Origin of the sequence: Winogradskyella eximia, from assembly GCF_003386165.1 — a bacterium.
GTDB classification, from domain to species: Bacteria; Bacteroidota; Bacteroidia; order Flavobacteriales; family Flavobacteriaceae; genus Winogradskyella; species Winogradskyella eximia.
Genome location: NZ_QRDV01000004.1, coordinates 135,195 through 148,166, shown reverse-complemented (window position 1 = coordinate 148,166; position 12,972 = coordinate 135,195). Strand labels below are relative to the sequence as shown.

Below are 12,972 nucleotides of genomic sequence, written 5' to 3'. Positions count from 1 at the left end.
GGTTGATTACTTAGTTAAGTGAGTAAGTTAACCAATAAATCATAAATAGACTATTCCATGATGATTTTGGTAAAGAGAAGTAGAATTAAGCAATTAATAGTACACGGAATTGACTGTACATCTCTTGTATTTTTTAGTCCGTTTAGTGGGAAACTACTTTTAGTCCTATAATTGACGTAATCAATGTCATAATAAAAAAGAGTCGCCAAAATGTTGCTGGCTCTTTAAAAACCAGAATCCCAACCAAAACAGTGCCTACAGCACCAATACCTGTCCAAACTGCATATGCAGTGCCAATAGGTAAATGTTGCGTTACTTTTATAAGAAGAGACATGCTTACTGCTAAACAAATGAAGAAACCGATGTACCAGTAAGTGGACTCAATTCCTGTGGTTTCCTTAGCTTTTCCTAAGCAAGCGGCAAAAGCGACTTCAAAAAGTCCTGCAATTATTAATAGTATCCAGTTCATTAGTTCTCAATTACTTTTTATGTACTACTATGAGATTTATTATTTCGAAAATGCATTCAAAATATCCATGGCCTTTTCTGTATGTTTTTTATCTACAAAAATATGATCGTGATAATAGGCTGCAACCACATTGCAGCTAATGTCGTTTTCAGATAGTGCCTTTGAAAATGCGGCTGTTAAGCCAACAGCTTCTAAGGAAGAATGTACAGTAAGTGTAATCCAAGATGCTACAAAAGAGTAATCTAATTTGAGCTGGTCTGCAATTTCCTTTTTGGCAATAATGGTAGTGCTTTCTTCTTCTTTAAAAGTCATTATGATTTGGCTCAAATTAAGTTGATCCAAATGTTCTGTTTTACAGAATACAAATTCACCCACATTGAGTTTCGGTTTCATTGACTTTAAAAGCACCTCTAAATTTTTTTCTCCACTCATTTATTTTTCGCTTTTAGTTAGTCTTTGTAACTCTTTTAAGGTAGCCTTACCTACACCATGAGCAGACTGAGGGTTTTGACCTGTCACTAATCGTTGATCCGCAACCACATGCTCAGTAAAAGGCGCTGACTTTTCAAAAATAGCACCACGTTCTTTTAATGTATCTTCTAGTAAAAAAGGAACCACATCTTCTAGGTTTACTTTCACCTCTTCTTCATTTGTAAACGCGTTTACTTTTTTACCATCCACAAGATACAACCCGTTGCTTAATTTAATATTTACAAGGCCTGCAGGACCATGACACACAGCGCTTACAATACCATTATTTTCATAGATTTTAGCTGCAATCTCTGCTATTTCTTCGTTATCTGCAAAATCCCACATTGCGCCATGACCACCTGCATAATGAATGGCTACATAGTCCTCTGGATTAACTTCACTAGGCTTTTTGGTGTTTTCAATTTTGTTACGATACGTGTTGTTATTCCAATATTTCTTATTGATAGCATCAGACATATCAAATGCATCTACAGGTGCTTTTCCTCCTTGTGGACTTACAAAATCTATTTCATATCCAGCAGTATGCAATACATCCCAAGGATGAGAAACTTCACCAAGATAGTAACCTGTTTTTTCTCCTGTATCGCCTTTTTCACTGTGGCTTGTTACTACAAATAATATCTTTTTTAGAGCTTTAGCCTCTGTTTGCACAGTTGATTTCTCTGAGTTACTTTTATCATTACAGCCTATAAGAAGAACCGTAAACAAGAATAGAATAATAAGTGTTTTAATTTTTATCGTATTTAACATATCTAAATTTATTTAAAATAAGGTTTTAGATTATTCACATTTTTTAAAGTTGAAACCGAATGACAACCTCCAATAAAGAATAATACTATAGGACAAAAGTCTTAAACATTTTGAAGAAACTATTTAACAAATGATAAAAACGTTATTTATTTTATGCTTGCTCTAATTCTACTTAAACTAACTTGAGTAATACCTAAATAAGATGCGATATGAGATAATTGCACACGTTGTATAATGCTCGGATAATTTTTAAGAAGTGCCAAATACCTTTGGGTTGCGGTATTAAATTGCAAAGCAATAAGGCGTTCTTCGGATTTAATAAGTTCAAATTCCGCGAATTTCCGTCCCCAATTTGCAATTTGAATATCTTCTAAAAAGAGTTTTTGAAGTTGTTCTATCTTTAATTCGTAGAGTTCGCAATCTTCCAGTAATTCTACATCTTCATAGCCTTTTTGATTATTAACATAACTTTGCATGGAAACAATAGGATCTCCCTCTTTGCCAAACCAAAACGTAATTTGATTATCATCTGAATAAGCATATGCTCTTGCTATGCCTTTTTTTATAAAATAAATACTGGTTTCAATTTTATTGGCTTTAAATAAAATATGGCCTTTTGGAAACTTTGTTTCAATTATTGACTCCTTTATTAAGTTTTTTGATTTCGCTGTTAGTGGATATATAGTATCAATAATTTGGTTTAGTTCCATGCCGTTGTTAGTCATCCGATTTTTGCTGTTTCTATTTTATTAAAAGTAGTACTAAATTATCAAGTCTATTCTATAATTACAGGTAGCAGGTTTTTATATATTTTAATAACTGTCATTTCTAAAGTTAGTTACTAACTTTGCTTTTAACCATCACTACTTCCTAGATATGGTAAAGGCCTATTAAAATGCAACTTTTTATTGAATGCATTATTTTCTAATTCTTTCAATTCTGGAAAATCAGATACTTTTGAATTTACGACTTCAATTATTTTATCAAGTTGTTCGGTCTTAAGATATTTATTCCAAATTAACTTATCACCATTAGAAGCGATTCCTTTAATGTCATTTAAGGATATAGATTTTAGAAATCTTTGCCAATCCTTATCTAAATTATTTTTATCATTCTGTTTATCCTTCCATATGAAATAATAAATTCCGATTGAAATAAGACTAATAATTCCTAAAGAATAAAATAATATCATCTTTTTTTTAGATTGTTATCAAAGTGTTTGTATATGATTTCGTTTCACGCTTCTGCAACTAATTTAGTAAACAAACTCGAACTAGAGAAAACACAGAAACGATTTTATTGATAATCAATTACCAAAGACATTAATTAATGACATTGTAAGATGAATTCTACTCTCTCCGTGTTATCATCATAGAAAACGTAAATTAATCCAACATCTCCCCACATTAATCCAGCATTTTCTTCTGAATCTATTTGAAATAAGAGTTTCATTGGGTTCCCTTCGTTATCATTTGGCGTAGATTCTCCTTGCACCCAGTTTGGATAACCTCCTAGTTGGCTTTGATAATCTTGCTCTCCAATAAGTTTAGTGACCATTTGATCATAGCTATCCCAAGGCTCATCTTCATTTAAAACACAAGATAATTTAGAAGCATTATAAGAATGTAAATCTATTCCTTCCCAATCAGGTAAGGATTTGGTAGAACTAAATTTTATTTCGCAATATTTAGATCTTTCTAATTCGTTTGGTTTATCAACAAATTCGATATTTTCTTTGTCAATTTTTTTATAAATTTTCACTAACCAACCATCATTTGAAGTTTCCCATGGAAACTCATCCCAATCATAATAAAATTGAATGAGCTCTATATTTTTAGGTAATTGCAAATCAGTAGAATTAAATACTTGAAAAATAAATTCTAAAGGCTTCCCGTTATTACTGGCTGGCCATAATTCGCCTTTTTCAAAATAAGGCTGTCCGCCAAAATGTGAAATTAATTGAGAACTCTCAGGAGGTCTTGAAGGAGACAACACCTCAAGTTTTGTTGCCGTTCTAATGACAGGCTTTACTAAATTCTCTAAATCTGAAATCGTTGTTAAATTTAATATATTTAGCTCATTTCGATACTTATCAAAATGCGATTCAGTTTTATGGTTATCTTTTTTACCATTAAATAATTTTTTCCAAAAACTCATTTTTTACAGTCTGTTTTTTATATTACACACAACATATTTCTACAAAATTTGTGTATTCTTAAGTACATAATTTTGCAAAAATGGAACGACAAAGAAACATCTCCAAGTAGTCGAGAATCTATCAAATTGACTTCACGAGTTATTGTACTTTTGTTAATTATTATTTGTTAATTGTAATAGGTTTAGGTACCAATGTGTAATTCTTAAAAATTTCTTTAATATCTTTTTCCGTCAATAATTTATATTCAGTCTTTTCATTTTTCATTATTTCCTCTTCAGACATCATTGAGCGCATAAAAACGAGCATAAATGCTTCTTTTCTTAAATTGACTTTTTCCTCCTCAGGGTTTTTTAATGAAAAAGCTTCGTAAGCTTTTGCCATATTTAACCAAATACGTATTTCATTATCAGGGTTTTGATCACGTTTAAAGTTAGTAATTGTTTCCTCAAGAGAAACAGGTAATACTTCGTTAAAAGTTTTCTGTATATACTTGATTTGAGTTAACTGATCTTGACTTAATGATTTGTGAACAATTGGACCTTGAGTTAGATTTTCAATATTTTGTTTTTCATCGTTTTTCTGTTTACAAGAAACAAGTAAAATAGTAAGTAGTAAAGTAAAAATGTATTTATTCATTTTGTTTATTTAATGGCGTCAAATGGTCTAGTATTTGGTTTACTTCTTCTGTTCGCTGCGCTTTGATGTCGCGAAGTTAAGCACCTAATTTAACAAATAAATCACAGATATAATATTCCGCAGGAATGTTCGTAAGTCGTTATTGACCATATAATTAATTATACATGGTGTTGTAGGTAGTGTTTATTTTTTCGTTTGTTTAGTTGTTCGGAAATAATTGTTTCCAAATTCGATGATTTTATTTTCAGAGTATGTGATGTTATAGTTAATGGTGTTCCATACATTCTGTTATTTGTTTTCATAGCTTCTTTTGAAATCATATTTTTTGAACGTTCAATATATTTTTCAGGTTTACTTGTTTTTATAATTAACATTTTAGGTGATGAAACAGTGAATAAGTATTCATAAGCAGGAATGCTGACCTGAATAGTTTCAACTCCTGTAATATCATCCCATTCTATTAATCCGATACTTGTTGTGTTTGAGTTGTCAGTAATTCCCTTATTATTTATTATCAAACCTACTTTTCTGTTAAAAATATTTTTAGCAATAAAAAAAACACCTAGACCACAGAATAAAACACTTAATAATCCAATAAAAACTAGATATTCCTCTGAATGTCGATTATTAATAGATTTATTAGGTTCTATAATCATATTAATTCCACCAATAATAAATGCCAAACAGACAATTAGCATTAACACTAATTTTGTTTTGCTTGAACGTATTATTATTTCTTCCATTTGCATTATTTTGGTAATAATTACTGCCAACGGTTTAGTATATGGAAAGTTTTGTGTTTCAAGCACCTAATTTAACTAATAAAAACCGAATAGAAAATCCGCGAGGATCTCAGTAAGTAAGCGAGGGCTAGCCATTAATTTTATACGGTGTTGGCAAATCGTATTTTTATTTCAGATTATAATTTTTCAATTCATTTTTTAATTTCTCAAGAGAATTCGGTTCAATAATTTGAGTGTCAATTACAAATTCCGTGTTTTGTGTAATCAGTCTTAAATCTCCAGCAAATTCCTTTATAGATTTTATTTCGGCTAGTTTTATTTTTTTTGGAAATAGACTGTTTTTTATTAATTCTCCGTTTTTCAGAGTTAGATATTGTTTTCTGTTTTCAAAGTAATAAATTATAAACATAAAAATTCCAGCACCTATTTGTCCAATTCCAATAGATGCGAGTGAAATTTCTTTCCATTCTGAAGTAATAAAAGATAGCAAAACGAGAATAATTCCGATTGCTACAAAGAATATTCCCATTCTTGAATTACTTCTTAATCTCTCTTTTGTATATCTGATTATTGTCATTTCTTATATGTTTGCCAACAGTTTTGTGTATGATTTCGTTGCGTGTTTAAGTAACTAATTTATCAAATAAAAACCGAATAAAAATTCGATAAGGATTTTTGTAAGTAAGCGAGGGCTAGCCATTAATTATATACGGTATTGGCAAACATTATTCTACTGTTCTTTACACCAAGAAATAATTTTGGGATATAAATCTTTAATCTTTTCATTTGCTGATTTTCCTTTATAAAGTTCAATCATTTTTCGATTAAATTCTTTAAACTTTATAAATCCTCTCCTTTCGGTCATTTGCAACTCTACTTGATTATTGATAAATTCAAAGTTATCTGATTTATAATTATCAAAAGCATATAATGTAAATACAGACCAAGTCATATATTCGTTAAAAACCAAATATGAATTTCCATAATTGCTTAAAGCATTCTCAGTAGTCCATTTAGAAAGTTCGTTTAAAGAATTATTTATTTCATTCAGATATTCGTCTGAAATGGGATTTACATAGTTATGGTCTATTTCTGTAAAGACAACTCTTGTCATTAATCCTTCAATAATTTCTTCGTCAAATTTTGTGCTTTCTGTTGGGCCACAAATGAACATTACGGTTTGTTTAAAATTGTTCTGAATAAAATTATTAGTTGAATGACCACCTTCTACTAATGGCGAAAATGTAATTCTATAATTATCGTAATTAAAATCAAATTGCTGTTCCAGCCAATCCCATTGCTTTTTAATAGGCATTTGCTTTTCGATTTTAGTCGTAAGGTCATTATAGTATTCTTTGTTTTTTTTGTAGAATTTTCTAAAATCTATTTTAGTAGCTAATTTTTCTATTTCAGTAATAAATGGTTCAATTTGGTTTGCACCATTCCAACTTAATCTTTCGTAGATTGAATCTTTTTCTATTTTATTTCCATTAAAGTAAAATCCACAAGCATCCATTTTTAATCTTGAATAATACCCTTGTTTTAATAAAGAATCTAATTTGAGAACAATAGGTTCATCTTTATATTTTGAAAATTCTTCAATAATTTTTTCGTAGTATTCTGTTCGATGATTTACCATATTTTTATCAACTATTCCAGTAGGTGTTAAGGCAAAAATAAGATGAACTAATTCTTGAACTTCCGGAATTTCAAAACTGTATTTTCCACTATTTTTCTCAATATATTTATCATCAAAGTCAAAATGAGGTATTGTATTTATTTGAGTCCAACACGTATCTTTTTTATTCAATAAAATAATAAAGTCATATTTTTTTTTAGGCTCAACTATAAACGATATAGAATCAATGTTTGTGTAAAATGTTACCTTTTTTGAAGTAATTACATTGGTTTTATAAATGTCTGGCTTTACACCTGGTGCTAATGACCAACCACCTTTTTTTAAGTTTTCTCCATCTCTAATATCAACTAAATCCGAAGTTGCCTCCACAATAGGAATTTGAGATGAGCAAGAAAAATTAATCAGTAATAATGCTAAAATTATGTATCTATTCATTGTTCCTTTTAATGTTTGCCGACGGCTCCGTATATGAAAAGTAGCGTTGAAAACAAGTTGGTACTTTTCGGATTAACACAAGCTGAATTTTTAAATTTTACTATTTTTATTTTTTTATTGGAAATCGTCAAATTTAAAAATTTGGCGACTTTACAAAAATGCTCAAACTTTACTGTTAGCATAGAGTTGCACTATTTTTTATATACAATGTTAGCTACAGTTTTTTCCATTGCGAGTTTATTTTTTCTTTAATTTCATTCTGATGATATTCTCCTCTTCTGAGTAAAAATTCTCCATTTGGTTTTATAATTATATAATTACCACAATCAAAATAATATTTAAAAAGTAATTCTCTTATAAAATCATCGTTGTCTTGAAATACATTTTTTTTCTGATAGGCATAGTCTTTTTGTGTAACAAAAAATTGTATATCATTGGCACTCTTTTTGAAGTATCTTTTGTACTTATTATCAGATGTATAATTATCAATACATGACCCATTTGGTTTAAATTCAGGCTTAAAAAAAAAGTTGATAATTATGTTTTTTGTTGAATCTACTTCGGAATTAGTTATTTTTCTCAGGTATTTAATTAGTTGAGTTCTGTCATCAGTAGTAATTTTTCCGATTTCTTCTCGTAGAAGAATTTTTCCAACATATACAGTGTCATTTTCGAATAACTTATATGTGTACTTCGAATCTTTTATTTTATCTTTAAACTCGCTCATTTCAATTGTTTTCCAATTTTCGTCATATAAAAATTCTTTTTTATTAGAATTTTGAGAATACCCGAAAGCTAAAAATATCACTAGGAATGTTATAGTTATAAAGTTCTTCATTTTCATAATTGTAGCCAACGGTTTTGTGTATGATTAGTGGCGTGTTTAAGCACCTAATTTAGTAAATAAAAACCGAATAGAAAATCTATGAGGATTCTCGTAAGTAGGCGAATACTAGTAATGAATTATAGACGATGTTGCCATACGTTTTTTATTTTTTATTCGCGATGAATTCATCCGCAATTATGTAAGGTTGCCTTAAATTAAAATCGTGTGGACTTACATCTTCATTTCCAAAAATCAATAGTTTCGCATTTGGTCGATATGCATAACCTTTGTCATAATCCTTAATTACATTTTCTACATTGAATTCAATTCCGTGTTTTTCACAGACTTCTCTTATCGGTTCAGCTAACGGTTCCGAAATTCCGAGATTCATTTTTCCATTTTTTTTGTAATATTCCTTAATGTTGAAAAAATGCCTGTTTAATTCTATCCAATTTCCTGCTTTCTGTTCGTAAGCAAAGTATAAATCTCCAATAAATTCACTTGAATTACTCGGAAAACCTTGTAATTCACATTCCAATTCGTTTTTGTGGAAAGTCCAAAGTAGTGGATGTTCATCCAAAATTCTTAATTTGATATAAGGTAAATATTGCTCCGAGAATAGTCCTCTGAATTTAATCGTATTATGAGCAATTAATCTCCAATAGTCAACTCCGCTAATTTTTCCGTAATCGTCTCGTTCTTCTACAATAAAGTTGAATTCCATTGTTTTAAAATGTCCGATTAGACCTTTTAATTCAGTCAAATGAAAATGTCCATTTTGATAGAATTCGGTTGTATTAGTTTTCTCGATTAATTGTTCAATCATTGGTTTTCTCAAATGTGTGGCAACGTTTTTGTGTATTGTTAGTGGCGTGTGTAAGCAACTAATTTAGCAAATAAAAACCAAATAGAAAATCTGCAAGGATTTTTGTAAGTAGGCTAGAACTAGCAATAAATTATATACGTTGTTAGCTACCGTATTTATTCAGATTTTCTTTTAGTTCGCTTTCACTTACTGGTTTCATTTCAATTGTTTCTTCTTCCTTTTCTCCGATAATTATAGTTTTTTCTCCAAAAGTAAATTCGTTATTATCAAATCCGATTGATATGATTATTGCTTTTTCCCCTTTTGGTAATTTGTTGTAACCATCTTCGTTTTTAGTAAACCAATATTCATTTGTTGTTTTTTCTATTCCGCTTAGAATGACGTTCCTTTTTTCTAAAATCAAATTTGTTAAGCTTGCATTTTTTGTTGTTTTGATAGCTAGTTTTATTGGAACAGCTTTTGGGTCGTCATAAAAGAAATCAACGTTAATCCATCCAAACTCCATAGCATCATACGACATTAAAACCCTATCTAATTCGGTCAGTTGCGAAATGTCAACTCTCTTGGTTGTATCGATTTTCGTTTGTCTTAAGCTTGCGAAATATTTAAAAACTTTGATTTCTCTTTCCGACCATTTATTAGTGTTGTTTATTAACCATTCATTGGCTTCAATTTGCGCTTTGGTTCTTGGCCCTCCATTTGGTCCAGGTGGAATATCTTTTAAATAATAATTTACCCTCCGAATAGAATCTTTAATCAGATATTTAACCATCATTTCGTCTATTTCCCAAAGATTTTTATCTAGATTATCAATATAGATTTTTACTAATGAATCTGAACAATATTGATTGTATCTATCAGCAAATTCTTTTGTTGCTAGAAGAGTGTTTTCATAATCTGATATATCACCATAATGAGTGAAATATTGGTTTTTAATTGTGTCTGTTGTAATACCATAATAATCTGAACATTCAGTTACGGTTTTGCTCTTACTTATAAACTTAATAGGAAATGGAACTAATGTTTTTTCCGTTTCTTTTTTAATGTTCCAATCAATTAATCCAGTCTGGTCTCTTTCTCCTAAAAAAATAGTAGCATCTTGATTAGGTCTACTTTGAGGAATTTGGACTCTAATAGTTTTTCCATCAGCTATTTTTAATTTATTTCCATTTTTATCCTTAGCAGTTAGGTAAATCATACCTAATGTTTCTAAAATTCTGTTATTATGTATTGTTTGAAGGTTTGAAGTAATGTAATCTGCCTTATTAAAATTCTCTTTAATTTCTAGACTTATGATTCCTTTAATAATATCACCATCATTATTTACAATTGAATTCTCTGGTATAATTAATATTGTTCCCTTTTTTCCAACGATTGTATTCGATTTAGAAGTATTTATTTCGAATTTTTGATTGTTATTAATAGATTCAAAAACATTAATTATCTGATTTGGAATTTCACCATATTCTTGATTTATTTCTTTCTCTTTTGTGCAACTCAGAATAGTGAAAATAAGGAATAAGAAAATAATTTTGTTCATATGTTCAATGGTTCGTTATATGGTAGCTAACGTGTTTGTATATGGTTTGTTGCGTGGTTAAGCACGTAATTTAGCAAATAAAACCGAATATAAAATCTGCAAGGATTTTTGTAAGTAGGCTAGAACTAGCAATAAATTATATACGGTGTTAGGCACTAGTTTTTAATCAATATCTAATTTTTTTATTGTTCTTCTTATAAAACTTTTTTTATCTTTTTTAACATCTTTTAAAAGCGCTTTTGTTCTATCAGGAATGTCAGCATAATATTTTTCTCCCCATAAATTGATTTCAACAAGTATAGGCAGTAATTCAATTCCTTTTTTAGTGAGTTTATATAATACTTTTGATTTGCTATTTGGATGTTCAAGTTTTTCAATTACCATATGTTGCTCTAACGTCTTTAATCTTGCTGCTAAAATGTTAGTTGATATTTTTTCTTCTGATTTTAAAAAATCTCCATAAGTACATTGTTTAGCAAACATTAAATCACGAATAATGATTAATGACCACTTATCTCCCCATAACTCAAGAGAACAACTTATGGGACAATTTGACCTGTTTTTATCTTTTGACATAAAAATAATTTTAAAACACTTGCAAAATGCAAGTGAATCTTTATATTTGTACTTGTAAAATGCAAGTAAATATATAATTAAAATTTTAGGAATGAAAAATTCAAATACTATAAATACAGAATATGCAAATATTGATGATTTAAGAATTGCTTATCGAAAAAAAGGTAATGGCACTCCAATTATTTTGGCGAATAGGTTTAGAGGTACTTTAGACACATGGGACCCACTTTTCTTAGATTTATTATCAGAAAACAATACTGTAATTACTTTTGATTATACTGGTGTAGGCTATTCTGAAGGTGAATTACCAACAGATATTAAAGAGGTTGCAAGTCAAATAGTAAAACTTGCAGACTATTTAAAAATTGATAAATTTTTTGTTTTAGGTTGGTCTTATGGTGGTTGGGTAGCACAATATGTAACATTTATTAATTCTTCAAGAGTTTTAAAAACGGTAATAATTGGAAGTAATCCAATTGGGAAAAATGATATACCTCTTGAACCACTGTTTCTGAAGTACGCCTTAAAACCTATAAATGACTTAGAGGATGAAATTATTATTTTTTATGAACCTAAATCAGAAAAGAGTAGAAAAGCAGCTGAAGAATCTAGAAGTAGAATTAATTCTAACATAGATACTTCAAAAATTCCATCTAGTAAAGAAGAATTTAACCGTTATTTTGCTGTTGCACCATCAGTGTTAGAGGATAAAGAAAATTTTAGAGAAAAGTATACAATTTTACAAACACCAATTTTAGTCATTTCATCAGACCACGATATATCTTATGCTACGGAAAATTGGTTTCCACTTCTAAAAAATGCTCCTACAATTCAACATATTATTTTACCCGATTCAGGTCACGCAATGCATTTTCAATATCCTGAATTATCAACTAAATATATTAACATTTTCCTAAAAAATTAAAAAATAATCCTTGGAATAAAATGAGTTAAGTTCGTAGTGAGTGCTGAATTTACTTGAGGCTAACGTTTATGTATAAGAATAGTTGCGGGTTTGTATGCGAGGATTTTCCGAAGGAAAATCAGACGTTACAAACACGCAACGACCTTTGATTAAACACTAAACCGCAATTATTTTTATACGGTGTTGTACAACGTAGTTTTATTAATTATCTTAATTTCAAATCTTCTCCCGTTATTGTTTTTATCAGTATTTCAGCCGTTTCGAGTGATATAATTCCGTCTATAATTAGATTTTCAAATTTCCCTTTAATGACTTCAGTCCAATTTTTTTTGTTTAAGCCGAGAATCAATTCTTTAATTTCATCTGCCTCATCAAAGATTATTTGCTGACCAAAACCTAACTTCATTAATTGCGTTTCGAATGCCTCAAAATTATTTTCATATTTGAGGATTTCCTCTCTCGAAAAATAATCTTTTTCTTGTTCAATTTTACTTTCTCTAAAATACCATTCTAAAAGTTCTATAAATGGTTCGAAGAAATAAGTATTAAAATATTCGTGGTATTTGATGTAATTTCCTCTAGGATTATACCAGTCATTTGCTAATTCAACGAAATGGTTTGAATATTTTTTGTCAGATGTGTTTTTATCATAGATCTCAAAATATCCAAAAGCTCCTTGATGTTCTCTTGTCGTTAGAGTTTTTAAAATATTTTCTTTACTTTTTCTCCAATTCATAACCTTTCGGTCTTCGCTCAACATTTGTTTTAATTCAGAAAAGTCCTCTTCAATTCGCTCGATAATCCGTTTAGAAATCGGTTGGTCATTTAGAAATTGTAAAAATTGAGGAATTTTTATTTCAAGATGTTCTCTATCAGAGTATCTAATATCAGAAGAGTAATCTGTAATTTTATCTGTAATTTCGTTTAAATCTAGGTTTCTCATCTATGTTGTACAAC

General features: G+C 29.4%; 16 protein-coding genes. 1 reads left to right on the top strand and 15 read right to left on the bottom strand.

The features are described 5' to 3' along the window. Nucleotides 1-142: 142 nt before the first annotated feature. From DFQ10_RS10425 to DFQ10_RS10360, 14 genes are all read right to left on the bottom strand, one after another. Nucleotides 143-469, bottom strand: coding sequence for a DMT family transporter (locus DFQ10_RS10425; RefSeq protein WP_115817362.1), 327 nt, complete (start codon nt 467-469; stop codon nt 143-145). Nucleotides 470-508: 39 nt separating this feature from the next. Further along, complete coding sequence (locus tag DFQ10_RS10420) at nt 509-901, bottom strand: ACT domain-containing protein (protein ID WP_115817361.1); 393 nt, start codon at nt 899-901, stop codon at nt 509-511. Further along, on the bottom strand, nt 902-1,711 hold the full coding sequence (locus DFQ10_RS10415; protein ID WP_115817360.1) for a type 1 glutamine amidotransferase domain-containing protein: 810 nt from the start codon (nt 1,709-1,711) through the stop codon (nt 902-904). Nucleotides 1,712-1,857: 146 nt separating this feature from the next. Next, nucleotides 1,858-2,421, bottom strand: a complete 564-nt coding sequence (locus tag DFQ10_RS10410) for a Crp/Fnr family transcriptional regulator (protein WP_115817499.1) — start codon at nt 2,419-2,421, stop codon at nt 1,858-1,860. Between the two features lie 143 nt (nt 2,422-2,564). Next, nucleotides 2,565-2,903, bottom strand: a complete 339-nt coding sequence (locus DFQ10_RS10405; RefSeq protein WP_115817359.1) for a hypothetical protein — start codon at nt 2,901-2,903, stop codon at nt 2,565-2,567. Between the two features lie 134 nt (nt 2,904-3,037). Beyond that, nucleotides 3,038-3,868 (bottom strand): DUF1963 domain-containing protein, encoded by an 831-nt coding sequence (locus DFQ10_RS10400; protein ID WP_115817358.1) that lies wholly within the window; start codon nt 3,866-3,868, stop codon nt 3,038-3,040. A 160-nt stretch (nt 3,869-4,028) separates the two neighbouring features. After that, complete coding sequence (locus tag DFQ10_RS10395) at nt 4,029-4,505, bottom strand: hypothetical protein (protein WP_115817357.1); 477 nt, start codon at nt 4,503-4,505, stop codon at nt 4,029-4,031. A 158-nt stretch (nt 4,506-4,663) separates the two neighbouring features. Further along, nucleotides 4,664-5,248, bottom strand: a complete 585-nt coding sequence (locus tag DFQ10_RS10390; RefSeq protein ID WP_115817498.1) for an STM3941 family protein — start codon at nt 5,246-5,248, stop codon at nt 4,664-4,666. Nucleotides 5,249-5,414: 166 nt separating this feature from the next. Next, nucleotides 5,415-5,825 (bottom strand): hypothetical protein, encoded by a 411-nt coding sequence (locus DFQ10_RS10385; protein ID WP_147299206.1) that lies wholly within the window; start codon nt 5,823-5,825, stop codon nt 5,415-5,417. Nucleotides 5,826-5,978: 153 nt separating this feature from the next. Beyond that, a complete protein-coding gene (locus tag DFQ10_RS10380) occupies nt 5,979-7,322 on the bottom strand; it encodes a DUF4932 domain-containing protein (protein ID WP_115817355.1) in 1,344 nt (447 codons plus the stop codon). Between the two features lie 214 nt (nt 7,323-7,536). After that, complete coding sequence (locus tag DFQ10_RS10375) at nt 7,537-8,160, bottom strand: hypothetical protein (protein WP_147299205.1); 624 nt, start codon at nt 8,158-8,160, stop codon at nt 7,537-7,539. Between the two features lie 151 nt (nt 8,161-8,311). Then, complete coding sequence (locus DFQ10_RS10370; RefSeq protein WP_115817353.1) at nt 8,312-8,974, bottom strand: hypothetical protein; 663 nt, start codon at nt 8,972-8,974, stop codon at nt 8,312-8,314. 142 nt (nt 8,975-9,116) lie between these two features. Continuing rightward, on the bottom strand, nt 9,117-10,514 hold the full coding sequence (locus DFQ10_RS10365; protein ID WP_115817352.1) for a hypothetical protein: 1,398 nt from the start codon (nt 10,512-10,514) through the stop codon (nt 9,117-9,119). Between the two features lie 162 nt (nt 10,515-10,676). Beyond that, nucleotides 10,677-11,090 carry a winged helix-turn-helix transcriptional regulator gene (locus tag DFQ10_RS10360; RefSeq protein ID WP_115817351.1) on the bottom strand — a complete coding sequence of 138 codons (414 nt, stop codon included), beginning with the start codon at nt 11,088-11,090 and terminating at the stop codon, nt 10,677-10,679. A gap of 91 nt (nt 11,091-11,181) precedes the next feature. On the opposite strand from DFQ10_RS10360, the gene DFQ10_RS10355 reads away from it, so the two are divergent. Next, nucleotides 11,182-12,015 carry an alpha/beta fold hydrolase gene (locus DFQ10_RS10355; RefSeq protein ID WP_115817350.1) on the top strand — a complete coding sequence of 278 codons (834 nt, stop codon included), beginning with the start codon at nt 11,182-11,184 and terminating at the stop codon, nt 12,013-12,015. Nucleotides 12,016-12,220: 205 nt separating this feature from the next. Here DFQ10_RS10355 and DFQ10_RS10350 read toward each other — a convergent pair whose 3' ends face one another. After that, nucleotides 12,221-12,958: a hypothetical protein gene (locus DFQ10_RS10350; protein ID WP_115817349.1), complete on the bottom strand. Its 738-nt coding sequence runs from the start codon at nt 12,956-12,958 to the stop codon at nt 12,221-12,223. Between the last annotated feature and the right edge of the window lie 14 nt (nt 12,959-12,972).

Excerpts from the sequence above, each read along its gene's own strand:
- DFQ10_RS10355 (WP_115817350.1), top strand. The coding sequence starts at position 11,182 with ATGAAAAATTCAAATACTATAAATACAGAATATGCAAATATTGATGAT.
- DFQ10_RS10420 (WP_115817361.1), bottom strand. The coding sequence starts at position 901 with ATGAGTGGAGAAAAAAATTTAGAGGTGCTTTTAAAGTCAATGAAACCG.
- DFQ10_RS10375 (WP_147299205.1), bottom strand. The coding sequence starts at position 8,160 with ATGAAGAACTTTATAACTATAACATTCCTAGTGATATTTTTAGCTTTC.
- DFQ10_RS10415 (WP_115817360.1), bottom strand. The coding sequence starts at position 1,711 with ATGTTAAATACGATAAAAATTAAAACACTTATTATTCTATTCTTGTTT.
- DFQ10_RS10370 (WP_115817353.1), bottom strand. The coding sequence starts at position 8,974 with ATGATTGAACAATTAATCGAGAAAACTAATACAACCGAATTCTATCAA.
- DFQ10_RS10390 (WP_115817498.1), bottom strand. The coding sequence starts at position 5,248 with ATGGAAGAAATAATAATACGTTCAAGCAAAACAAAATTAGTGTTAATG.
- DFQ10_RS10385 (WP_147299206.1), bottom strand. The coding sequence starts at position 5,825 with ATGACAATAATCAGATATACAAAAGAGAGATTAAGAAGTAATTCAAGA.
- DFQ10_RS10380 (WP_115817355.1), bottom strand. The coding sequence starts at position 7,322 with ATGAATAGATACATAATTTTAGCATTATTACTGATTAATTTTTCTTGC.
- DFQ10_RS10425 (WP_115817362.1), bottom strand. The coding sequence starts at position 469 with ATGAACTGGATACTATTAATAATTGCAGGACTTTTTGAAGTCGCTTTT.
- DFQ10_RS10405 (WP_115817359.1), bottom strand. The coding sequence starts at position 2,903 with ATGATATTATTTTATTCTTTAGGAATTATTAGTCTTATTTCAATCGGA.
- DFQ10_RS10365 (WP_115817352.1), bottom strand. The coding sequence starts at position 10,514 with ATGAACAAAATTATTTTCTTATTCCTTATTTTCACTATTCTGAGTTGC.
- DFQ10_RS10410 (WP_115817499.1), bottom strand. The coding sequence starts at position 2,421 with ATGGAACTAAACCAAATTATTGATACTATATATCCACTAACAGCGAAA.
- DFQ10_RS10350 (WP_115817349.1), bottom strand. The coding sequence starts at position 12,958 with ATGAGAAACCTAGATTTAAACGAAATTACAGATAAAATTACAGATTAC.
- DFQ10_RS10360 (WP_115817351.1), bottom strand. The coding sequence starts at position 11,090 with ATGTCAAAAGATAAAAACAGGTCAAATTGTCCCATAAGTTGTTCTCTT.
- DFQ10_RS10400 (WP_115817358.1), bottom strand. The coding sequence starts at position 3,868 with ATGAGTTTTTGGAAAAAATTATTTAATGGTAAAAAAGATAACCATAAA.
- DFQ10_RS10395 (WP_115817357.1), bottom strand. The coding sequence starts at position 4,505 with ATGAATAAATACATTTTTACTTTACTACTTACTATTTTACTTGTTTCT.